This window comes from Magnetococcus marinus MC-1 (genome assembly GCF_000014865.1).
Taxonomy (GTDB): domain Bacteria; phylum Pseudomonadota; class Magnetococcia; order Magnetococcales; family Magnetococcaceae; genus Magnetococcus; species Magnetococcus marinus.
Map to the genome: position 1 here is coordinate 539,585 of NC_008576.1, position 24,071 is coordinate 563,655.

Annotated in this window: 16 protein-coding genes; 9 read left to right on the plus strand and 7 right to left on the minus strand. The window is 55.2% G+C overall.

Annotated elements, in window-relative coordinates; genetic code table 11:
- Window positions 1–230: 230 nt before the first annotated feature.
- A complete protein-coding gene (locus tag MMC1_RS02320) occupies window positions 231–1,172 on the minus strand; it encodes an HAD-IIA family hydrolase (RefSeq protein ID WP_011712143.1) in 942 nt (313 codons plus the stop codon).
- A 335-nt stretch (window positions 1,173–1,507) separates the two neighbouring features.
- Between MMC1_RS02320 and MMC1_RS02325 the strand changes: the two genes are divergently transcribed.
- Entirely contained in the window at window positions 1,508–2,431 is a 924-nt protein-coding gene (locus MMC1_RS02325) for a selenium metabolism-associated LysR family transcriptional regulator (RefSeq protein ID WP_011712144.1), read from the plus strand.
- A gap of 70 nt (window positions 2,432–2,501) precedes the next feature.
- On the opposite strand, the gene MMC1_RS02330 is transcribed toward MMC1_RS02325, so the two are convergent.
- The 4 genes from MMC1_RS02330 to MMC1_RS19495 form a co-directional block, all read right to left on the minus strand.
- Window positions 2,502–3,758, minus strand: a complete 1,257-nt coding sequence (locus MMC1_RS02330) for a hemolysin family protein (protein WP_011712145.1) — start codon at window positions 3,756–3,758, stop codon at window positions 2,502–2,504.
- 185 nt (window positions 3,759–3,943) lie between these two features.
- Window positions 3,944–4,705, minus strand: coding sequence for a YdcF family protein (locus tag MMC1_RS02335; protein ID WP_049757558.1), 762 nt, complete (start codon window positions 4,703–4,705; stop codon window positions 3,944–3,946).
- Window positions 4,702–5,709: a tyrosine recombinase XerC gene (locus MMC1_RS02340; protein ID WP_011712147.1), complete on the minus strand. Its 1,008-nt coding sequence runs from the start codon at window positions 5,707–5,709 to the stop codon at window positions 4,702–4,704. The genes MMC1_RS02335 and MMC1_RS02340 overlap by 4 nt, the downstream gene beginning before the upstream one ends.
- 4 nt (window positions 5,710–5,713) lie before the next feature.
- Complete coding sequence (locus MMC1_RS19495) at window positions 5,714–6,493, minus strand: DUF484 family protein (RefSeq protein ID WP_049757559.1); 780 nt, start codon at window positions 6,491–6,493, stop codon at window positions 5,714–5,716.
- Between the two features lie 202 nt (window positions 6,494–6,695).
- On the opposite strand from MMC1_RS19495, the gene MMC1_RS02350 reads away from it, so the two are divergent.
- From MMC1_RS02350 to thrC, 6 genes are all read left to right on the plus strand, one after another.
- A complete protein-coding gene (locus tag MMC1_RS02350; RefSeq protein ID WP_041640665.1) occupies window positions 6,696–7,022 on the plus strand; it encodes an ArsR/SmtB family transcription factor in 327 nt (108 codons plus the stop codon).
- A gap of 148 nt (window positions 7,023–7,170) precedes the next feature.
- On the plus strand, window positions 7,171–7,590 hold the full coding sequence (locus MMC1_RS02355) for a rhodanese-like domain-containing protein (protein ID WP_011712150.1): 420 nt from the start codon (window positions 7,171–7,173) through the stop codon (window positions 7,588–7,590).
- Window positions 7,591–7,689: 99 nt separating this feature from the next.
- Window positions 7,690–8,142, plus strand: a complete 453-nt coding sequence (gene trxC, locus MMC1_RS02360; protein WP_041640667.1) for a thioredoxin TrxC — start codon at window positions 7,690–7,692, stop codon at window positions 8,140–8,142.
- Window positions 8,142–8,768, plus strand: a complete 627-nt coding sequence (locus tag MMC1_RS02365; RefSeq protein ID WP_011712152.1) for a class I SAM-dependent methyltransferase — start codon at window positions 8,142–8,144, stop codon at window positions 8,766–8,768. The genes trxC and MMC1_RS02365 overlap by 1 nt, the downstream gene beginning before the upstream one ends.
- A 2-nt stretch (window positions 8,769–8,770) precedes the next feature.
- Complete coding sequence (locus MMC1_RS02370; protein WP_011712153.1) at window positions 8,771–9,406, plus strand: CYTH domain-containing protein; 636 nt, start codon at window positions 8,771–8,773, stop codon at window positions 9,404–9,406.
- Between the two features lie 114 nt (window positions 9,407–9,520).
- On the plus strand, window positions 9,521–10,900 hold the full coding sequence (thrC, locus tag MMC1_RS02375) for a threonine synthase (protein ID WP_011712154.1): 1,380 nt from the start codon (window positions 9,521–9,523) through the stop codon (window positions 10,898–10,900).
- 231 nt (window positions 10,901–11,131) lie between these two features.
- Here thrC and MMC1_RS02380 read toward each other — a convergent pair whose 3' ends face one another.
- Both MMC1_RS02380 and MMC1_RS02385 read right to left on the minus strand, forming a co-directional pair.
- A complete protein-coding gene (locus MMC1_RS02380; protein WP_011712155.1) occupies window positions 11,132–11,830 on the minus strand; it encodes a Crp/Fnr family transcriptional regulator in 699 nt (232 codons plus the stop codon).
- Between the two features lie 17 nt (window positions 11,831–11,847).
- Entirely contained in the window at window positions 11,848–14,133 is a 2,286-nt protein-coding gene (locus MMC1_RS02385) for a COR domain-containing protein (RefSeq protein WP_011712156.1), read from the minus strand.
- A gap of 333 nt (window positions 14,134–14,466) precedes the next feature.
- Here MMC1_RS02385 and MMC1_RS22050 point away from each other — a divergent pair, with 333 nt between their 5' ends.
- Window positions 14,467–19,722 carry an SH3 domain-containing protein gene (locus MMC1_RS22050; RefSeq protein ID WP_011712157.1) on the plus strand — a complete coding sequence of 1,752 codons (5,256 nt, stop codon included), beginning with the start codon at window positions 14,467–14,469 and terminating at the stop codon, window positions 19,720–19,722.
- A 270-nt stretch (window positions 19,723–19,992) separates the two neighbouring features.
- A complete protein-coding gene (locus MMC1_RS19505; RefSeq protein WP_049757565.1) occupies window positions 19,993–23,910 on the plus strand; it encodes a response regulator in 3,918 nt (1,305 codons plus the stop codon).
- The last annotated feature ends 161 nt before the right edge of the window (window positions 23,911–24,071 follow it).

Consider the following 24,071-nt stretch of genomic DNA (forward strand, 5'->3'; position numbering starts at 1 on the left):
AACAGCTTGCAACATAAAGACTAAATATGAGACCTCTCAACCTCCAATCCTTCTGTGCCCCGCTGAAAAAAACCTGTAGTGCGAAAGAGATAGAGCCATACTCAGATAAAGCCACCCATCTCTCCCAACCCCCACAAAAACGAAGAAAAAAATGAATACAAACCCGCGTACGATCCTTAAAACCCGCCAAAATACCCAAAAACCCCCAACGACATGGTTTGCTTCCACGCCTAACAGGCAACCGCCGGCACATAAAAATCGGGCATAATCCCCTGCTGGACACAGTAGTCGTACCATGTCAAATCCATCTTTGCCAAAATACCGCTCCCCACCAAACAACTCTTTATCCCCATGCCATTGGCCCCCAAGATATCCGTTTCGGGCGTGTCGCCAATCATTAAAATCTCATCTGCCTTAACCCCCGGTACCGACGCCATGGCCCGCTCAAACACCGGTCTAAATGGTTTACCCAAGCCAATAAAGGCGGCACCATAACGTTGGTTCAAAGTAAGCGCCGCATGGCCAGCCACCGGTAACCATCCCCCCTCCGGTAAAGGTACCACCAAATCAGGATTCGCCACCAACATCGGTAAGGGATGCACCGCTAAAATAGACTCAACATGGGCCTGATAAGGCGTACCCCAATAGGCCGAATCACTACAGACCAGCAACACACGTGGCGGCTCAAGCCCTAAGCGGGCATCCCCAGGTGGACGCTCCAACCGCATAGGCTCCGGCGCGTATGCCTGACGACTCTGCTCCGAGCCAATCAAGAGATAGGGCGCCCCACGCAACCCACCTCGCGCCAAATACGACGCAACCACCATACCCGATGTAATGATCTCATGGGGCTCAAAAAACAGACCAACCGCAGCCAACTTGCTCACAATAACCGGTACAGACTCGTGTCCATTATTCGAAAGTAAACGTATGCACTTATCCTGTCTGCGCAGTAACGCCATCGCCTGAGCAACCCCCGCAGGCTCAACCGAACCCCCATAGAGTACCCCATACGCATCAAAAAAAAGGGTGCTAAAGGGTTCCACCACCCCCATAAAGGTCGACTCTAAGGGGCGCTTACCCAAACCCCCGCATGACGGGCTCAACCAGCGCCCATAACTGCGATAAAGCCGCCGCAGCTGCGCACCATCCCCAATGATCTGTTTCGACATCAGCACCCTCTCCGCCAGATTATAAAAAACCTTCCCCAAGCAACACATTTTTATCTATACATCCATCAGAGATTTTTTTAACATAACAAATAAGTTATAAGATTTTTTTTGGGTAGCAGGCTCGGTCAACATCTTAACCTGAGCCGCGTTTTAAGGCCCCACATAAAGTGCCTGCGCCACGCGCGAGGCGCGTACAAAAATTGCCTTAATGCGCCCCCTGCCAGCTTAACGCTGTGGAGGGGCCCTAGGTTAGGATTTTTTTAATCCTTTTCTCGTGGTTTACGGCACGGCCATGGGTTAATAGACGACACGCCCTAAGGGGCGGGGGGGGGAATATGAGTTTTTCCGATACACGTCTACGGGTTTTCTATGCCGTTGCCAAACATCTCTCCTTTACCCGTGCGGCAGAGGAGCTCTATTTGACCCAACCCGCGGTCACGTTTCAAATACGGCAACTCGAAGAGCATTTTGATACCCGCCTGTTCGACCGCCACCATAACCGTATCTCGCTGACCGAGGCCGGTCTTGAGGTGTATAGCTACGCCGAGCGCATTTTGGATCTCTACCGCGAAACCGAAAAAGCCGTCAGCGAACTCACCGGTGTCACCCGGGGCGTGGTCAAAGTGGGGGCTTCAACCACCATTGGGGAGTATCTGCTGCCCCGTATCCTCAGTGATTATCGCGACCAGTTCAACGATGTGCAAATTCGGCTCTCCATTGATAACACCCGCACGGTGGTGCGCAAACTCGAAGATGCCACCATTGATGTGGGTATGATCGAAGGCCCCGTCAAAAATAAAAATATCGCCCGCGATGGCTGTCTGGATGACGAGTTGGTGGTCATCCTGCCCCCCAACCATCCGCTGTGCGACCTGGACGAAATCCCTGTCAAGGAGCTCAAGGCCTACCCCTTCGTCAGCCGCGAAGAGGGCTCCGGTACCCGCCAAGTGGTACACGACCATCTGCTCCATGCCGGGCTGCCCTATGATCAATTGGATATTGTATTGGAGTTGGGCTCAACCGAGGCCGTCAAGGGCTCCGTTGAAGGGGGCATTGGTATTGGTATCGTCTCCAGCGCCTCGCTTATCAAAGAGCTCAAATTGGGTATTTTAGTCGCCAAACGGGTGCAAGGCATGCGCATTACCCGTACCATTAACTTTATTCACCAAAAACAGAAGTTTCGCTCTAAAGCGGTGGAAGCCTTCATCAACTTTGCCAAAGATCACTGCAAACATATGGTCTCGCCCATTGATGAATAAAGCGTCGTTCAAACCCCATTAAAAAGGCCCTTGCCGGGCCTTTTTAATGGGTTGAATACCGAGCAGAAACCTACTCTTCGCTCTCCATATCGGTTTCTGTAAGCAGATGCCGTATCACCACCTTTAAAATGCGCCGCCGGCTGGCCCGTTTCACTTCTATCTCCAGGTCCGCAATGGTAAACCGCTCCCCAAGATCCGGGATGCGCGCAATGTTGGCCAACAACCATTGGTTCACCCGGTCCGTGGGCTTGGCATCCAAGCTACGTCCAAAATAAGCGATAACGTGACGCATCTCGGTAATACCATCCACCACGATCTCCCCGGGACTGTTCTCTATAAGCGCCTGGTGTTCAGGTCCATCGGACTCGTTGTAGATCTCCCCCACCACCTCTTCCAGAATATCTTCCAGGGTAAACAGCCCCAACGCCATACCCATATCATCCACCACTACCGCCATCTTCTGTTTGCGGCCGCGCATGTTCTCTAACAGGTGATCCAGTCGCTGATTTTTAGCCACATAGATAGGCTCGTGAGACATATCTCGGAGTAATTTGCTACCCTCATTCTGAATCAGCGCCTCCAGCACATCGCGGATATGGATCACCCCGTGGATCTCATCAGAACCCCCAGTGGTCATGGGAATGCGTTCAAAAGGTTGAGCCAATAGGCGCTTGGCGGCGGCTTCCACGGTTAAATCACCATCTATCATCACCATCTGCGGGCGGGGTACCATAATATCTTCGGCGCAGAGATCATTCAGCTCAAACACCCGTTTGATCATCGCCTCTTCATCAGCCTCGATCGCCCCCTCGCGGGCCCCATGACTGGCCAGAGTCAACAGCTCCGATTCGGTGACAGTCGGCTCACTCTGCCGGGAAAAACGTTGTAAGGATTGCGTAATGTGCTCCAGCAACCATGTTAGGGGAAACACAGCTTGGGCAAACAGATAGAGCGGGGGTGCCACCACAAGGGCGATAGAGACCATATTGCGGGCCGCAAAGGTCTTGGGCACAATCTCGCCAAAGATCAAAATAAACAGGGTCAACCCCCCCACCGCCAAGCCCGGCCCCAAATGACCAAACTGTTCAGTGGCAAAGACCGTGGCGATGGCCGAAGCGGCAATATTGACCAGATTGTTGCCAATCAACAGGGTGATCAACATGCGGTCCGTATTTAGCTTTAGTCGATAAAGCGCCTTGGCCCCTGGCCGCCGTTCCAGCATAAGCGACTCAACCCGTGCGTGGGAAAGCGCTGTCAAGGCTGTCTCAGAGCCAGAAAAGAAACCGGAAAGGAACAGCAACAGAAGTAGCGTTAACAACGTTTCCACAGTAGGGTCTTAACCTCTCCAAACGGGGTGCAAGTATCGTCATACCAGGGTGGAAAACAATAGCATGAATTTATTTTAAGCAAATAGCGCAATCAAGCACCGGCCCACATCGGGCGGCGACGCCCGAAAGGTTCCTCTGTATATAGGCGTATTGATGCCAAAAACAAATGTACGCTTGAAGCTACTCAGTGAGCGACCAGTCGATAATAGAGTATACCGACCAGTTCGTGAAGGGCCCAGCGAAACTCATAAAAATTATCGGGCAGATAGGGAAGGGGCCACGCAGGGCTTTTGGTTTTAAATAGGGTAGGGGCTTCTGTAACTTGTATGCCCTGTTCCCGGAATGCCCAAGCGGCGCGGGACATATCTTTGGCGTGGGTGACTAAAAAAATGTGGGTCAATCCTTCTCGCTTTAAAATGGCGGCGCTATTTTTGGCGTTTTCCCAGGTGTTGCGGCTGCCACCTTCGCGAAACATAACCGGGATGCGGAACTCCCGCTCCAGCACCTCGGCCATGGCATCGGCCTCGGAACGCTGTTCTCCATAAGGGGCCCCCCCTGCAACCAAAATGGGGCGTCCTGTGGCGCGGTAAAGGTAGGCGCCATAGCGTACCCGCGCCAAACCACAGGTAGAAAGGGTGTCTACCCCACCATACTCTGGCGCTTCTGGGTAGCGACCGCACCCCAACACCACCGTCAGTTGAGCAGGGTCAGCCGCCGCTCGCTGGGGGTTAAGCGCTTGGGTTTTAGACTCCAAATATTGGATCATCGCCTCCGAAACCCAAGGTGCGCTTTGTAGATAGAGCGCCAACATGGCCAACACCAGGGTAAAACGAGCCAATTTAGGCCAACGCCGCATGCACAAAAAAGCCAGCAGCATCAATAGCAGTAAATTGCCCGGCGGAAAGATTAAAGATTTGATTAAACTGTTAAACAGTGGTGAAGTCACGGTAGATCTTTTTGAAATTGAGGGGTTGTACTGGGTCGTGGGGTGCGGCGTTGGGCGCGGGGGTGCGCCGCGTCATAAACCTTGGCCAGTGCCTGCATGTCCAAATGGGTATACTTTTGCGTGGCCGATAGGCTCGCGTGGCCCATCATCTCTTGGATCGCCCGTAAATCCGCCCCTGCTTGCAGCAGGTGGGTGGCGAAGGCGTGGCGCAGGGCGTGGGGGGTCACGCTCTCGGGTAGGTCTAACCGTGCCCGCCATTTTTCCAGTAAACGCTGGCCTTCACGACTGTTAAGCCGCTTGCCCAACTGACCGGTAAAGATTGGACCCATGGGGTCCAACTGGGGTTTGGCGCGGGTGCGGGCTTGCAACCAAGCCTCAATGGCTGCAACGGCGGTGCGTCCTAGCGGCACCATGCGCTGTTTGCCCCCCTTGCCATGGCGTACCCGTAGCTCGCCCCCACGCAGGTCCACATCGGCCCGGTCCAGATTGCACGCTTCACTGATCCGTAAACCGGCACTGTAGAGCAACTCCAGCAAAGCCGTATCGCGCAAACTGCGCAAGACCGCCCAAGCGCTGGTGTCAAAATCGCTCGCCTCTGGGGAGAGGGGGCGCGGGGTGCTTTTATCCAATAGATTGAGTGTCTGCTCCACGCTGGGGGCGCGGGGCAGCCGCTTGGGGGCTTTGGGTGAAGAGACCGCCGCCGCAGGGTTGCCGCTGACCAGCCCTTCTCGCTGCATATAATTGAACCAAGCCCGCAGCGCAGCCATGCGTCGCTGCATGGTGGTGCGGGCCAGACCTTCGCGATGTCCCCGCCCTAAAAAAGCCAGAATATGATCACCATCGAGCTGCGCCAGCTTGGTTGGCGTGAGGGGTTCCCCCTCATACTCCGCATAAAAGGCAGAAAACGCCTCAAGATCACGGCGATAGCCCTTTTCTGTGTGCACAGAGAGGCGCCGCTCCTGCATTAAATGATCAAAAAAGCGCTGTAGATAGGGGAGTTCCACAAGCTTAACCCGCCTCAAGCGTACGGTCGAGGATCAGCACAAAAATATCGGTCATATCTTGCAACAGATCCGACGAGTAACCGGGTAGAAAACGGTTGGTGCTCTCCCCCCCAAGGTTTAAGGAGGCAATGGGTTCAGGGGTTGGGCTCTCAATAGGGAGCAGATCCAAGGGTGGATTAAAAATAGGGATAAGGGCATCGCTCTTAATTTGGCCAGCCTGCATACCAAAAAAGGGTGTGCGGTCGCCCCCTTCACGTCCAACCCGGATGACCGAACGGCCCGTATGGCCGATTACCTTGATCAGCTCAGCATGGGGCATGATATGTACACGGCCCATGAGAGCCCCGGCCAAGGCAGGGTTGCTCTGCATGGCGTGGCGTAGGGGTAACAGCGCCGGGGCGCTATCGCTGAGGGTAAGTGCTACCCGGTAGATGTTAAAGGTATCCTCTAGGGATTGGCAAAAACGGTTGATGAGGGTGGCGACATCCTGCCCCATTTCGACCAATAGCCCCTTTTGGATGGTATGAAAGGCGTGGTAGATGGCATCATTTTGGCCGATGCGCTCCATGATATGGTCCACCTGTTCACGTATACGAGTATTCTCTTGACGCAGTTGATTGAGCTGGCCGGCTTCTAGGCTCAAAACCCGTCCCGAAACGTTGATGGCGCTGGGAAGAAGGTCCCCATTTTCGTTAAAAAACGAAGGATTATCGAGTAAATAATCCCGCACCTGCTTTTCGCTGAGTGGTTCAGTCATCGCCTGTTGGATTGCGGCTTTATTCATGATCGTCTCTATCTGGCTGCACGGGAACTTGGCCCTGTTACCCATAATAGGGTAGACCGGGCAGAGTAGATTTACCCCGATTTGGATTGACGTTAAGGCACGACACTTCTATTATTATTAGATAAAGCTAAAAAGCTAATAAATACAAAACTAACAGAGGTCGGCAGAATCATGCCAGACCCATCGAACTTTGAGGTGATGTGTGGGTTGCGAATTCGATGAAAACAACGTTGAAAAGGTCGCCCGCTGCATGAAGGCACTGGCTCATCCGTTGCGTCTGAAGGTCATTGTTGCTTTGAACGAAAAAGAGCTGTCGGTGCAGGAGTTGGTTGAGTCTGTCGGCACCACTCAATCCAACGTCTCCCAACATTTGACCATCATGCGGGATAAAAATATTCTCTCCTCGCGACGGGTAGCCAATCAGGTTTTCTACCGCGTTGGAGATTGCAAGGTGCTGGATCTGGTCTCCCTGACCAAAAAAATCTTTTGTCAGGAAGAAGACGATAAAACAGGCAATAAAAAACCCTAGAGCTGTTTTTTTGACACGTTGACAGCCAGACCACCCAAAATTCACCGGTGCGACACGTCTCTCCCATGGGGTATAGCCCTGTGACTGCCTTTGATGCAGAGCCGTTCGCCCATCTCTCTCATCATGCTTGCCACGGAACGATAGAACCATGAGTTGGTTACAAGACAATTGGCTTACCCTGTTGTTGGTACTGGTTTTGATGGGATTAATGTTCAAGGGTCCCATCCTCTCTATTCTCTATAAAATCAATCAGATCACGCCACATCAACTGGCCGAGATGCTGGCTCATAAACCACCGCCTTTGCTTATTGATGTACGCACAGCAGCGGAATTTAATACCGATGGCCGCATTGAACATGCGATCTTAGTCCCCTTGAGCGACTTAAGCCGCCGGGCACCAGAGATGTTTAAGCAATATCCGGGCCGAGAAGTGGCGGTGATCTGCCGCAGTGGTAATCGCTCCATCATGGGTTCTGTGGGGCTAAAAAAGGCGGGTTTTGCCAAAGTCTATAATGTTACGGGGGGCATGCTTAACTGGCAGAGCCAGGGTTATAAAGTGCGCCGATAGGCGGTAAACCATGTTGGCTGGTGGCTGCCAGTAGCATGAGGCTACGGTGGCCGCGTGCCGAGATCGTTATTTTTTGAGCTCTCAGTCGGAAATCTAGAGATGAGCGAGTCACTTATAGCTACCTGTGCCGGTTGCGGTACCGGCAACCGTATTCCCACCAACAAGGCGGGCTTTAATGCCCGTTGCGGCAAGTGTGGCGAGCCCCTTAACCGGGTCGGCCCCGATTTTCCCGTAACGGTGGGCGAGCTTCAGTTTCATGACGAGGTATTACACTCGCCTATGCCGGTACTGGTGGATTTTTGGGCGCCATGGTGTGGTCCGTGTCGGCAGATGTCGCCCTTACTGGCGGATTTTGCCCGTGAGATGGCCGGACGCATCAAAGTCGTTAAGGTCAATACCGACGATAACCGCATCCTCGCCAACCAATTTAACATTCGTTCCATCCCCACCCTCATGCTGTTCGATCATGGTCAGTTGAAGGATCAGGTCTCTGGCTCCATGACGCTGCCTGCGTTGCGGGATTGGATTAACCGCATTTTGGAGATCTCTTGATGGGCCATCACCACCACCATCACCCCAAACACCGATTTGATCCAAGCCACGCAGCGCGTTTGTTGGACCCGGCGCGGCGGGGGATTGAGGATCCCCATGCCTTGGTGCAGGAGATAGGCATCAAGCCCGGCATGGCGCTGGTGGATTTGGGCTGCGGCGCGGGCTTTTTTACCCCAGCCTTGTTGCAAACGGTGGGGGCAGAGGGTTCGGTGACGGCGGTGGAGCTTCAGCCAGAGGTGCTGGCGTTCTTTCGCGGGCATGTGGGGACGCCACCAAATTTGCAGGATTGTTGTGCGGATCTCACGCAAACCGGTCTGCCGGCGGCCCACTATGACGCGGTTTTTATTGCTTTTACCCTGCATGAGGTGACGGTGGCCGAGGCTTTGGTGGAGATCAAGCGTTTGCTCAAGCCGGGGGGGGTATTGGTGGCGCTGGATTGGGGCGTGTTTGGCCCCTGCCCAGAGCGGGCGGATGGTAAAAAGATGGGTCCACCGGAGGATCACCGTCTGTTGCTGGATACCCTGCGGGGGCTGTTACAGGCGGCGGGACTGGTGGAAGAGGCGGCTGGAGAGCGGCTTGGGGGCTGTCAATATTGGCTGCGTGCCCATAAGCCCATGGAGGTTTAAGCGTGGCGCTGGAGTTGGAGATCAAGCTCACGGCTGAGGATGCTCTGACTCTGGATGCGGTCTTAGCGGATGCGGAAATCGCCGCCATGGCCGATCCCCCAGAGCGGGTGGATTATCGGGCCACCTATTACGATACGGCGGATCTGCTGTTATTGCATAACCAGCTGGCCTTTCGTTCCCGGCCCGAAGGGGATGGGCGTTGGCGTGCGGCGGTCAAGGGTTTTGGCGGGGTGGTTGATGGGGTCTCGCGGCGGGAGGAGTGGGAAGGCTTTTTGCCCCACAATCCCACCAACCTGAGCGATTTTCCCCCAGGGGAGATGCGCGAAGCCTTGGCCCATTTGCGCCAGCGTGCCCCCTTAGCGCCTCTGCAACCGTTGATGGTGACGGATTTTGAGCGAAGGGCGGTGCGGTTACACTTGGCTGGTGGGACGCAGGTTGAAATGGCGCTGGATCGAGGGCAGGTTGAGGCCGGGGGGCAACTCCAAGGCTTGTGTGAGGTGGAGCTGGAACTGTTGCAGGGGGAGCTGGCCCCAGTGGAGGCCTTAGCCAAGCGCTTGACCCACCGTTATAAACTGGTACCTTCCCCCCACTCTAAGTTTGCCATTGGGTTGCTGTTGTTGGGTTTATTGCAGGCTTAGGGTGTGGTGGTTTAGGCTGGTTTAGCCTGGGCAGGCTTTGCCCAAGTTTTGTACGTGGTGACCTATGGATCTGTATAGGTCTGATATTTATAAGGTTTGTAAAGGGTAGATACGGTGCGTTATATCAGTACCCGGGGCGGTGTGGCCCCTCTCTCGTTTTCTGAAGCGGTGATGATGGGTTTGGCCACGGATGGGGGTCTGTTGGTGCCGGAGCGGCTGCCCCAGGTGGATGGCGCAACCCTGCGGCGGTGGGCCAAGCTCTCCTACCAAGAGTTGGCCCTAGAGGTGATGCGCCCCTTTGTGGAGGAGGATATTCCCGAGGCCGATCTCCGCCCCTTGGTGATCAACGCTTACGCCAAGTTTGAGCATGATGAGATTACCCCCCTGGTCAAGGTGGGGGATGTGCAGATATTGGAGCTGTTTCACGGCCCTACCTTGGCGTTTAAGGATGTGGCGTTACAGTTTTTGGGCAATCTGTTTGAGTATCTGTTGGAAAAGCAGGGGGGACGCCTGAACATTATTGGCGCAACCTCGGGGGATACCGGTTCGGCGGCGATCCATGGGGTACGGGGTAAGAGTGGCATTGACATCTTTATTCTGCATCCCCACCAACGGGTATCGCCGGTGCAGGAGCGGCAGATGACCACGGTGTTGGACGACAATGTACACAACATCGCCATAGAGGGTAATTTTGATGATGGTCAGGCCATCGTTAAAGCGCTGTTTAATGATCTTGCGTTTAAGGAAAAGTACCATTTAGGGGCGGTTAACTCCATTAACTGGGCGCGAATTTTGGCGCAGATTGTCTACTATTTCCGGGGTTGGGCGCGAGCCACGGGTGGGAATCCAGAGCAGAAGGTCAGTTTTTCGGTGCCAACGGGTAATTTTGGTGACATCTACGCCGGTTATCTGGCGCGACAGATGGGCTTGCCGGTGGATCGATTGATTTTGGCCACCAACCGCAACGATATTTTAAGCCGCTTTGTGTTGCACGGCAGCTACAGCAAGGGTGTGGTGGAGCCCACCATCAGCCCCTCCATGGATATTCAGATCTCTTCGAACTTTGAGCGCTATCTGTTTGATCTGCTGGAGCGTGATGGGGATGGGGTAAAGGGGTGCATGGCGGAGCTGGCCGAGCAGGGTGGATTTTCGGTTTCTGCGGAAAAGCTGGCGCAGGTGCGCACCATTTTTGACGCTGTCGCGGTGAGCGAGGCGCAAACATTAGAGACCATTACCCGCGTGCATCGGGAGAGTGGTTATGTGTTGGACCCCCACACTGCGGTTGGGGTGGCAGCGGCGGCCGGTAGGCAGGGTGTGATCTGTCTGGCCACGGCGCATCCGGCCAAGTTTGCCGATGCCGTACGGCAGGCTACGGGTGAGGCGGTGGCTTTACCACCCTCTATGCAGGATTTAATGACCCTACCGACCCGTTGTGAGGTTTTACCCGCCACCGCCGCAGCGATCAAAGCCAAGGTTGAACAGACCCTCGCCTAGGGTTGGAACGCCAGATAGGCCGCCTTACGCTCCAGGTATCCACCTTGTGGGTAAGGCGGTTTGAAGGATAGGGTAGCGCCCTATCGAGCCCGCGACTGCCCCAACTTTCCTGGGGGGTGGCCCGATTGTACACGGCGTGAAACGGCTACTGTTCAAATAATGAGGTATTATTTTATCACGGCGTTTGTCGCTTAACGGATGCCGCACATAGGGTCCGGTGGCTGTGGGATGTTAGAGCTCATCCAGATAGCCCTCTTGTACGGCATGGGGGTCGAGCACGGTGATAATCTGGCCCTGTTCGGCAATAATGCCTTGATCTTTAAGCCCACGAAACAGCCGAGAGAGGGTTTCTGGTTGCATGGATAAGCGCGAAGCCAACACCTTGCGGGGCATCTTTAGGGTACAACTGCTACCATTGCCACAGGCAACCTGTTGCCCTAAATAGGAGAGCAGACGCTCACGGGCGCGCTGCAAGGTGACGCGATCCACCTCCATCACCAAATGGTGCAGGCGCTGGCTCATATCTTTGAGCAGTCCCACGCTGGCTTCAGGATAGCGTTGCAACATAGCCATGTAGGCCGAGGAGGGAACCGCCACCAACACCGTGGCTTCCAACGCCTCCGCCGTAACCGGATAGCGGTTGCCTTGGGCAAACATGACCGCTTCACCAAAGGTTTGTCCGGGCATAATCACTTCAATGACCTTTTCAGCACCATCGGCAGAGAGACGATAGAGCTTGATGCCGCCCCGCAACACCAGAAAAAAAGCCTCAAAGGGATCCCCCTGTTGAAATAAAATCTCTCCGCTCGCCAAGGTGCGACGGCTCAACTGCGCCGCTAAGGGAAGCCAAGCAGGCTCCGATAAGGGTGTAAACAGATGGCTCTTGCGGGTCTGATCCAGATCTGCATCTTTGAGCGGGTGATGATTCATCGTTGGTATCTCTACCCTTAATGGGTTGGTGTAGCGGTTGGCTCGTGCGCTTGCATGCGACGCTGCTGTAAACGCTGCTTTAACGTGACCCGCCCAGGTTTGTTGGGTAATGGGCGGGATTCGGGGGGCGGCGCGGGGGGGAGCTCTAGGGTTTCAAGCAGAGGGGAGATGGCGATGGGCTCCGTAACGCCCACAGGTAAAAAGCGCTCCAGTCCGGCCTTTTGCATGGCATGGAGATGACGATAACCCACATCTTCAGCACCAGTGATGGCCAGTGGAACCTTTTCTTGCACCTCAAAATCAGACCAGATGCTGTTTAAGCGTTCCAGTGAAAGCCGCAGCAGCGCTAAAAAGACAGCGCGCATTTTGGGTTGCCCCCAAATGCGCATACGCAGCGTGCCCGCTTCACGATCCATTTGGATCAAAGCACGGTTGCCACCCCCCTCCGAGGCCAACAACAGGCCATCCCGCCAACAGGTGCGGCTGTGTAAAAAGGGATAAAAGCGCACCAGCAGGCGTCCCATCAAAGCGGGAGGAAGATGGTCATAGTGGTAGGAAAAATCCAAGGTTTCACGGCTCATGCCCACCGAAGTGTAGTTGACGGGTAAGAGATCAGGGAATAAAAAGCGCTCCACGTGGGGGGCTTGGGCCTGCTCTTCACCAGGCTCTTCGAGCAACGGAAAACAGATTTGAAAACGGCGCAACCACGTTAATACCAAAGCATGTTTGCTGCTGCCATGCAGGCCAGGGTCAAGAATCTGTCCCAACTCTTTACGCTCTAACACCCCTCCATTATCGCGGATGCGCTTGGAACCCAGCGGACGGTAAAGCGCTTGGGTTAACCACGCTGGATCTAGCAGATCATCGGTGGAGCCTGCCAGCGGGTGGTTGCGAAAATAGACCGCACTGCCCAGTAAGTGCATACGGTTGGCGAGCTGCTCCTGTTGATCCCCATCATGGATGCCGCGTTCCCGACATAAAGCTTGGTAGAAACGGTAGGGAATATGGCTTTCGTTGATCTCCTCAACAATCGCTTTTGTATCCAACCAGCTGCGCCAGTACAACGCTTGGGCCGGTTCAAAGGTATCCAGCAGCTTGGTAATGGCCTGTTGCACCGACTCAATCCCCTCTCCAGTCATGGAAGAGGCCCGCCGCACGGCCACCTTAATGCTGGGGTAGCGTTGGCGTATTTCATTCCAGTCCAATTCGAGGGGAAAACGGTCGGCACGGTGGCAAATGAGTGCCACACTGGCTTGACGACCCGCCAGTGAGCGTATGATGCGCATCCAGCGGGCCAAGCGGCGTTCGGGTTCAGGTTCAGCGCCATCCATGACCAGCAGGATTAAGCCCTGGGGGGTGATAAAGTAAGGATGGGCGGCAAAATAGTGATCCGCACCGCTAAAATCCCATAGGTTTAAGCGCAGGCGGCGCTGACCGTCGGAAAAACGCCACGTGCGCAGGGAGACCCCTTCGGTGGGGTGCATGTCCGCTACAAAGCGGCCATCTAACAGCCGCGCCACCAGTGAAGATTTACCGGTACCCCTATCGCCCAAAACCATCAACTTGGCTTCATCCAAATGGCGTCGTTCGCTGGCGAGTGCTTTGTGGTAGGCAGCAATAATTTTGCTGGGTTCCTGAACCTCATCAAGAATGGCTTCGGGTACCGGCAGGCTATTGTGGTGTAGATCCAACCAAGCCAAATGGCGCAGTCCGCCCAGTTCAGGCGGAAGATCCATAATGCGGTTGCGGGCGAGATCCAGCCGTTTTAGGGCGGGCAGGCGGGCAAAGCTTTCGGGCAGGGTTTGCAACTGATTGCCCGGCAGCAGCAGGGTTTCCAGATGGAGCAGGCGATCTATGGTCTCAGGCAGGGCAGTCAAGAGATTGTCATGTAAGGCCAATTCTTGGAGCTGGGTTAGGGCGCCGAGCTCGGGTGGTAGGCTGCTGAGCCGGTTGCCCCGCAACACCAAACGTCGCAAGCCACTCAGGCGGCAGACCACATTGGGCAGTTTGCTGAGGTGATTATTACCGAGGCGTAGAAAGGCCAACCGCTGCAACTTGACAAGATTTTCTGGTAAATCGGTGAGTTGATTGTCTCTTAGGTCCAAAAGTTGCAAGCGATCTAGATGACCTAATGCTACGGGTAGCGTTGTTAAACGGTTATCAGAGAGGTCTAGGGATTCCAAATTGCTGCACAAGCCGATTTCATCGGGCAGTTCGGTGAGTTCTAAGCTGGAGAGATCCAGCGCTTTTAGGCCTTGTTGACGGGCCAGTGCCAATTTGGATAGGAGCTCTTCCCGGTTCATAATCCACTCGTGCCTAGCATGGGTTGGATAAAAAACAGTGTGGTCAATCCTTGACGTTCCAGTATGTCTTAAACGGGCCGTCAAGGGGAGGAACAAACCGCGCGAGAGGTGGTTTCATCGCTCAAATTCTTAAGTAGGGCGTGGAATATGGCTATGTAACAATTGGTAGATGTCTAAAAGTGGTAAAAATCGTATACTATGACGCATTTGTGTAATACTTTTTGCCATAGAGTGTTGCCTCTTTAAGATGGATTTTTTGATGTTTATCAAAATAACCAATTATAATATCAGGGAAATATCAACAATAAAGCCTGTTGAAGATGGTAATGAACCATGACACGACGCAATAACCCAACCCGATTCAGACGCCTGAAGAGCCTATTGGCCCTTGCAGCCTGTTTTGCTTGGGCCCCTGCATTACGGGCAGAGTCACTCTCCTTATGGTCGGTAAGCCATGAGAAAGCGGTGGTTTATTCCGCACCAAATGGTGCGGGGGAGCGTCAATTTGCGTGGTTGACGGGCCGTTTTGTTCAGGTTTTAGAAGAGCAGGGTGAGTGGGTAAGGGTGCGTGCCGAGTGGGGCAGTGCTGAGGATACTGGTTGGACCTTAAAGAGTGGTTTGGAGCCGGTTGAGCAGCGCTTACCCCAACATTTTGACCGCACGGTTGAGGTGCGTGTACTTGGGGCTAAGGTACGCCAGTCTCCCCATGCGGGCGCACCGGTGGTGATGCAGGTATTTCGCAAAACCCCCTTGGTGGTATTTGAGGAAAATCATGATAACTGGATGCGTGTCGCCCGCCAAGATGGTTTTGGGCCGCAGGGTTGGATCTATGGTGATCTGGTTGATCAAGCGCTGGCGAGGGATGCGGAGTCTGCTAAACCACAACCACCCATGCAGGAACCCGTTGCCCTAGGGGGTGATACTGGACCGGCTGAAGAAATTAAGCGCGTTATGCCAGAGATGGCCCACTGGGTGGTTAATGTTGATGCCGTCAACCTACGTGAGGGTGCGGGTAGACGTTTTGCGGTCCAGGGGCAGGTGCGTCAGGGAGATCTGTTAATCGCCAGTCAGCAGCAAGGCGCATGGTTACATATCCGTACAGAGCGGGATTCTCGGGTAACCGGTTGGGTTTCGGCGGAGTTGCTGCGTCAAGCGGCCGGATCGGTGGTACAGGGAGAAGCGGCCACCCCACGGGTGGAACAGATTAATTTGCGTGCCGAGCCCAATGCAGAGAGCCAGAAGCTGTTACGTATCTATATGGACCAACAGGTTACAATGGTTTCTGAGCCGAACAATGGGTGGGTTCAGGTACAGCGTGCCGATGGTTTAGGGGGCGTTGGCTGGGTGCGTGAGGATTTGGTGCAACGGCTACCCGATGCGGTGGCATCTCATGCTGAAGTAGCAAATGATGACGCACCAGAAAGCCAGAATACCGAAGAGGCCCGCTTAGCGGAAGAGGCTCGTGTAGCGGAAGAGGCTCGTGTAGCGGAAGAGGCTCGGATAGCGGAAGAGGCTCGGATAGCGGAAGAGGCTCGGATAGCGGAAGAGGCTCGGATAGCGGAAGAGGCTCGGATAGCGGAAGAGGCTCGGATAGCGGAAGAGGCTCGGATAGCGGAAGAGGCTCGGATAGCGGAAGAGGCTCGGATAGCGGAAGAGGCTCGGATAGCGGAAGAGGCTCAGATAGCGGAAGAGGCTCGGATAGCGGAAGAGGCTCGGATAGCGGAAGAGGCTCGGATAGCGGAAGAGGCTCGGATAGCGGAAGAGGCTCGTGTAGCGGAGGAAGCGCGTAAAGCCGAAGAGGCCCGCATCGCCGAAGAGGCCCGTATAGCGGAGGAATCCTCGCCAGCATCGAGCATGGTGGTGCAAGGTGTGGCGGTGAGCCCAGATCAGGCGGCGGCGTATTGGGTGGTTAATGCGGACACGGTTCGTCTGCGTGGGGGTCCTGGTACGCAGTTTGAGCAGATGGGTTATGTGGGTCAGGGTGATGTATTGATTGCCACGGCTCAACAGGATGCATGGCTACAGGTGCATATGGAGCAGGAGCCCGCCAAACAGGGTTGGATTTATGCCCCACTGCTGCGTCAAGGAGCGGGTCAAGTTATGGCGGGTCAACCGGCGGCTTTGCGAGCGGTATTGACCAATATGCGTGCGGAATCTAGTGAAGAGAGCAATAAGGTATTGCGTCTCTATCAAGATCAAGGGGTTATGTTGGTAGCGGAACCCGTGGAGGGCTGGGTTCAGGTTCAGCGTGCCGATGGTATAGGGGGCGTTGGCTGGGTACGTGAGGATTTGGTGCAACGGCTACCCGATGCGGTGGCATCTCATGTTGAAGTAGCAAATGATGACGCACTAGAAAGCCAGAATACCGAAGAGGCCCGCTTAGCGGAAGAAGCTCGTGTAGCGGAAGAAGCGCGTAAAGCTGAGGAGGCCCGCGTAGCTGAGGAGGCCCGCATCGCCGAAGAGGCCCGTATAGCGGAGGAAGCGCGTAAAGCTGAAGAGGCCCGTTTGGCCGAGCAAGCTCGTAAAGCCGAAGAGGCCCGCATCGCCGAAGAGGCTCGTGTAGCGGAAGAAGCGCGTAAAGCTGAGGAGGCCCGCGTAGCTGAGGAGGCCCGCATCGCCGAAGAGGCCCGTATAGCGGAGGAAGCGCGTAAAGCCGAAGAGGCTCGTGTAGCGGAAGAAGCGCGTAAAGCTGAGGAGGCCCGCATCGCCGAAGAGGCCCGTATAGCGGAAGAGGCTCGGATAGCGGAAGAGGCTCGGATAGCGGAAGAGGCCCGTATAGCGGAAGAGGCTCGGATAGCGGAAGAGGCTCGGATAGCGGAAGAGGCTCGGATAGCGGAAGAGGTTCGGATAGCGGAAGAGGTTCGGATAGCGGAAGAGGCTCGGATAGCGGAAGAGGCTCGGATAGCGGAAGAGGCTCGGATAGCGGAAGAGGCTCGTGTAGCGGAAGAGGCTCGTGTAGCGGAAGAGGCTCGTGTAGCGGAAGAGGCTCGTATAGCGGAAGAGGCTCGTGTAGCGGAAGAGGCTCGGATAGCGGAAGAGGCTCGGATAGCGGAAGAGGCTCGGATAGCGGAAGAGGCTCGGATAGCGGAAGAGGCTCGGATAGCGGAAGAGGCTCGGATAGCGGAAGAGGCTCGGATAGCGGAAGAGGCTCGGATAGCGGAAGAGGCTCGGATAGCGGAAGAGGCTCGGATAGCGGAAGAGGCTCGGATAGCGGAAGAGGCTCGGATAGCGGAAGAGGCTCGGATAGCGGAAGAGGCTCGGATAGCGGAAGAGGCTCGGATAGCGGAGGAAGCCCGTTTAGCCGAAGAGGCCCGTGTAGCGGAAGAGGCTCGTGTAGCGGAAGAGGCCCGCATCGCCGAAGAGGCCCGTATAGCGGAGGAATCCTCGCCAGCATCGAGCATGGTGGTGCAAGGTGTGGCGGTGAGCCCAGATCAGGCGGCGGCGTATTGGGTGGTTAATGCGGACACGGTTCGTCTGCGTGGGGGTCCTGGTACGCAGTTTGAGCAGATGGGTTATGTGGGCCAGGGTGATGTATTGATTGCCACGGCTCAACAGGATGCATGGCTACAGGTGCATATGGAGCAGGAGCCCGCCAAACAGGGTTGGATTTATGCCCCACTGCTGCGTCAAGGAGCGGGTCAAGTTATGGCGGGTCAACCGGCGGCTTTGCGAGCGGTATTGACCAATATGCGTGCGGAACCTAGTGAAGAGAGCAATAAGGTGTTGCGTCTCTATCAAGATCAAGGGGTTATGTTGGTAGCAGAACCCGTGGAGGGCTGGGTTCAGGTTCAGCGTGCCGATGGTATAGGGGGCGTTGGCTGGGTACGTGAGGATTTGGTGCAACGGCTACCCGATGCGGTGGCATCTCATGTTGAAGTAGCAAATGATGACGCACCAGAAAGCCAGAATACCGAAGAGGCCCGCTTAGCGGAAGAAGCTCGTGTAGCGGAAGAAGCTCGTAAAGCCGAAGAGGCCCGCATCGCCGAAGAGGCCCGTATAGCGGAGGAAGCGCGTAAAGCCGAAGAGGCTCGTGTAGCGGAAGAAGCGCGTAAAGCTGAGGAGGCTCGTGTAGCGGAAGAGGCTCGTGTAGCGGAAGAGGCTCGTGTAGCGGAAGAGGCTCGGATAGCGGAAGAGGCTCGGATAGCGGAAGAGGCTCGGATAGCGGAAGAGGCTCGGATAGCGGAAGAGGCTCGGATAGCGGAAGAGGCTCGGATAGCGGAAGAGGCTCGGATAGCGGAAGAGGCTCGGATAGCGGAAGAGGCTCGGATAGCGGAAGAGGCTCGTGTAGCGGAAGAGGCTCGGATAGCGGAAGAGGCTCGGATAGCGGAAGAGGCTCGGATAGCGGAAGAGGCTCGGATAGCGGAAGAGGCTCGGATAGCGGAAGAGGCTCGTATAGCGGAAAAGGCTCGTGTAGCGGAAGAGGCCCGTTTAGCGGAAGAAGCGCGTAAAGCTGAAGAGGCCCGCGTAGCTGAGGAGGCCCGCATCGCCGAAGAGGCCCGTATCGCCGAAGAGGCCCGTTTAGCGGAGGAGGCCCGTGCTACAGCGCGGGCGCAAGCAGAAGAGCAGGCGCGTTTGGCGGCACAAGCGCAAGCGGATATTCAGCGATTGGTGGCGAAAAATCAGAATGCTGATGGCTTCACACCAAATAGCCGCTGGGTGGTTAAGGTTCAATCGGCACGTGTGCGGCAGGGGCCGGGATCTGAGTTTGCCACTTTGGATGTGGCCCACCATGGTGAAGTGCTGATCGTCCTAGAGCAGCAAAAGGGCTGGATGCGGGTTCGCCAAGAGTATAAAAATGCAAAACAGTTCAATGGTTGGATCTACGCTGAGCTGTTGAAAAATGCCACGGATACGGAACCCAGAGGAACCTTGGCCGAGGTGGTGGTCCCCCAGGCCAACCTGCGCGCAGAGCCAAGCGCTGAGGCAGATAAGCTCTTACGTCTCTATCAGGGGCAAGCCATGGTCATGCTGCAAGAGAGCCAACAGGGTTGGCAAAAGGTGCAGCGGGCCGATGGCGTGGGTGGTCCAGGTTGGATCAATGCTCGGCTTATTCGTCAACTGGAGCAGCAAGCCCAAGGTCAGGTAGAGACCTCTCTGCCTGAGGTCTCCCTCGCCGACAAAACCCCTATGGTCGCTGCTGAAGTGTTGGATATTCCCGTCAGCCAACAGGCTATGTTGGCCCAGGGCAGCTCGGATGATGGGGATGTGGTGGCGTCTATGGCACCAGAGACCCCTCTCATGGCGGATGTGCAAGAGGTCATGGCCGCGGTACCCAACCCCTTGGAAAACCTTATCCTAAAGCACCCGGACAATAAGGCCTTTACAGAGGCTTTCACAGCGATACAGACCGCTACCCAGCGTCTGGTGGGTCATCCCTTTTTTGCCGATGTCGGGTTGGCACAGGATGGTGCCTTGATCCTGGTGGGTACCGATCACATGTTTGAACCCATTATTACCCGCAATCTGCGCCGTCGCAAGATGATCGCTCTAGCCAGAGCATGGCGGGACACCAACCGGCTTACCCATGGGGTACATGTCAAGCTCTATAGCGGTGACGGTACCCAGCAGATGCAAATGTTTCTACCCTAGAGGGTCACCCCAACGGCACCCTGCCCAATGGTGGCTGGGCGCTTGTTGGGGACCGCTTCAACACCTCCCGCCATGGGCACTTTCCACTCAAGTAGAGCTTTCTCCGTGCTTTACAGAGCAGACCCACCCCATGATCAAAATCTACCCAAGCCCCACAGACCAATTGAGACTAGAGAAAATGGCTGGTTCGGCGTATGCTGATAGCGCTAAGCTCTGACGTTCTGTCAGGCTACCAGGTCGGCTATGCAGAGGCCGCGAGAGAGCGATGGGATGCCCCAATCCACCAATCCATCTATGCAACCCAATCCTGCCCAGGCGAGCACCCCACAGGCAGTGCCCCCCAGTCCGCGCCCTGCACAGTTGCGCTTAACCCGCCGCGTGTTAACCTTGCTTACCCTCTTTGCGCTGCTGGTTGCGCTGGGTATAGGCTTGCTCCTAGGGGCGCTGCCGTTTTTGCAGGGATTTAATCTAACCGCTTGGTGGCAGGCTCTGCAACCCCGCCTTTGGACACTACTGCCAGGTGTTGTTTTACTGGTTGGCACCACCCTCTGGCTGTTGCGAGGGGTGGTCTATCCACTGCTCAATAGTTACCATCACCAGCTCAACGTGCTGGACCAACAACGCCTAGACCAGCACGACCAGATCAAACAACACCAACACCAATTGCATGAAGCCAATGCACACGCGCTACGCTTACAGCGTATGTCGCAATTTTTGCATCACATTACAGAATCCACCCAAATGAGTATGGATGAAAAAATTGAACAGGGATTAGAGTATGGCCAATCCCTGTTTGGTATGGAGATCTCCTTTGTTGGTCAGGTACGTGAAGGAATCTGCCGGGTTATCCACGTCTTAAACAGCGACACGTTGCAAAAGAATAGCCGTTTGGTGATGGATAATAGATGCTGTTTAAAGCAGCTGGCACAGAATGAACAAGGGGTCGTCTCGCCGCTGTTAAGTGCCTGTTGTGCGGAGATGGTGTGTGCCCAACTCCACCAGTTTCAAGCGCTTATTTGTGCCCCCTTGGTGGTGGAACATCAATCCTATGGGGTGTTGGCATTTGCCAGTATGCAACCCTTTCAATCGCTGGATAGCCGTAGAGATGAAGCCCTCTTGGAGCTATTGGCGCAATGGGTGGGTACCCATCTGGCGCAGCAACAACGGATGCAGGCGCTCCAGTGGAGCAACGAACGTCTGGCCCGCTTTCGTGCCACGTTGGACCATCTGGATGATATGATCGCCTTGGCCGACCCACGTACCCTACGGTTTGTGGATGTCAACCGAGGTATGGTGGAGAGCACCGGGTTGAGCTTGGATGGCTTGTTAAGCAAACGCCTCGCCGACCTTACGACCCCCCAATCCCAAGCCAAAGTCAACCGGATCATGAACCGCTTGGTGGTTGGCCTAGACCGCATGCTACGCTTTGAGGTAACGCTTCAACATACCAATGGATCATGCATCGAGACCGATGCTTTGGTGCAGTGGGTGGAGCTGGAAGCGGGTAAGCCGGTGGTGGTACATATGCTGCGCGATGCCACCGAGCGTAAACGCGCCGAGACCGCCCTACGGGTTAGTGAAGAGCGCCTTACCTTTGCCCTGGAAGGCTCCAACGATGGCTTGTGGGATTGGAATATTGCCGAAGATAACCTGCACTGTAGCCCTCGCTTAGAAGCGATGTTGGGCTTTCGACGGGGCAGTTTAACCGGCAGCATGGCGCGGCTTAAATCCATGATTGTGGAGCAAGAGCGCCCAGGGGTAGAGGCGCTCTTGCGCATTCACCTAGATGGTCATGTGGATCTCTATGAAGCCGAATATCGCATCAACTCAGCCAGTGGTCGACTGCTCTGGATTTTAGACCGAGGTAAGGTGGTGCAGCGCAATAGCAAGGGCCAACCGATCCGGGCGGTGGGGACCTTTACCGATATTACCGCGCGTAAAGATATGGAAGCCGCCTTGCACGATGCCAAGGTCGAGGCGGAGTCCGCCAGCCGTGCCAAAAGTCGCTTTTTGGCCAACATGAGCCACGAAATCCGCACCCCTATGAATGCCATTTTGGGGCTTTCGTCGCTGGCTTTGGAGCAGGCTAAAGAAGCGCGTCAGCGGGATTTCTTAGAGAAAATCAACCATTCTGGTCACTTTTTAATGGGTCTGCTCAACGATATTTTGGATCTCTCCAAAATCGAAGCTGAGCGTATGGATCTGGAGTCTCAACCCTTTCGGTTGGATGAGTTGCTCAAACAGTTGGCGGCCAATGTACTACCCGCCATGCGTAATAAAGCGGTAGAGGTGCATTTTTTCATCGCATCGGGTACCCCCTTGGCGCTGGTTGGGGATGCCTTACGCTTGGGGCAGGTGTTGCACAATCTGTTGAGCAACGCCATGAAATTTACCCATGAGGGGGAGGTGCGTATCACCCTCACCGCAGAGCCCTATGTCCAATTGACCGATCACTACCTCTTTACCTTTGAGGTTAAGGATAGTGGCATTGGTATTCCGGCGGAGGTGCAGCCCAAACTCTTTGAATCCTTTATTCAAGCCGACAGTTCCACCACCCGCCAATATGGGGGTTCAGGGCTGGGTCTGGCGATCTGCCGCCGCTTGATGGAGATGATGCACGGCAAGATCACTTTGCAGAGCAGCTTGGGGCAGGGTTCCACCTTTACCTGCCGTTTGCCCTTACAGATCCAATCTTGCACAGTCACATGCTGCCCAATGCCAGAGGATGCCTTTAAAGGGCAGCGTTTGCTGGTGGTGAGTAACAGCGGCTCGTTACCAGAATCCATTCAGTTTTCCATGGGCTCGCTGGATCTTCAGCTACGCCATACCGTTGATCCCGAGGCCATGGCCGCGCTGGTTGCCCAGGGGTTTTACCCCGATGTGGTATTGCTGGATGACAATTGTGGCGATAGCACTCAGCTGGTCAATGCGATTTCACAGTTTACCCTCATGATGACGGAGCAAAAAAAACCCACCATACTCATGACAACCGTACACCAGGATAGTACGCTGCTGGAGCGTCTGAGTGCGGCGGGGATGGATGGCGTGCTGGATAAACCCTTACTGCCCATGGCGCTCTATGATGTGTTGATGCGCCTTTTACATACCGGTTCCCTGAATATGGGGGGGTTGGAGAGCGTCAGCAGCCGGGACCATGCCGCCCATTTGGCGGGGTTGCATGTTCTTTTAGTGGAGGACCACGACCTTAATATGGAGGTGGCAAAAGCCATTTTGGAGCGGGTTGGCATACGGGTGATCACCGCGCAGCATGGGGGCGAGGCGTTGGCGCTGTTAGAGCAGACCGAGGGAGCCGCCTTTGATGCCATCCTTATGGATCTACAAATGCCGGTGATGGATGGTTTTGAAACAACACGGGTAATACGCAGTAAAACGGCTTGGGCTCAGCCACCCATTATTGCCCTGACGGCCAATGCCTTTAGCCAAGACCGGGAGCGGGCTTTACAGGTGGGTATGAACGACCATATCACCAAACCCATCGCTCCAGGGTTGCTCTATGCGGCCTTGGAACGTTGGATCGACCGTAAAGATCGTGCCATCGGCCATCTGGATCTATTAAGTCAGGCCGAGGAGGTGGTGGTGTTTCCCCCTTTGCAAGGGTGGCAACAGCAGCAGGTGTTGATCCGCTTTGAAGGTGATGAGGCGTTGGTGCGGCGTCTGTTGGATCGGTTGGTGGAGGAGTGTCATAGGCTGCTCTCCCATGTGGAGCCCCTGTTGACACAACAGGCGTGGCCTGAGCTGTTGGCCAGCGTACATGGCTTTAAGGGTATTACCGGCAATTTGGGGTTAGAAATCTTGCAAAAGAATGCCTCAATCATGGAACAAGGGCTGTGCAAAGAGCGGGTGGTGGCCTCCCAGGTTGCCCAGCATTGGCATATTTTAGCAGGCTCAATCCGCGATTTTGTAGGGACCTATGGGCAGTGGCAGCAGCAGTGTATGGAGGGGGATAAAGGGCACGGGAAGCGTGATGAGCAGGGTAAAGGGGACGATATCCTGCAAGAACTTTTAGAGCTATTGGCCGGACGCCAAATGGGCGCGCGGGACCACTATAAGCGACATCGTAGGGTATTGATGGCGTGGTTGGGCGAAAGCAAGGCCGCAGCCTTAGAAAAGGCCATGGCAGAACTTGATTTTGTAACCGCAGAGAAGGTGCTCTTGAGCCGCTCATAGGGCTGCTTGGGTGGGGCGTAAGTCGCCAGTTCGGTGTGTGGCCGTTGCGGAGAGAGGGGCTTTTAGGGCAGCGCGTGGTTGTGAATAGCCGTTCATGAGAATCATGCGGTATCCCTGGCTATTTTAGCAAATCCTAATTAAGGTGGAGCTTCAGGATTCCT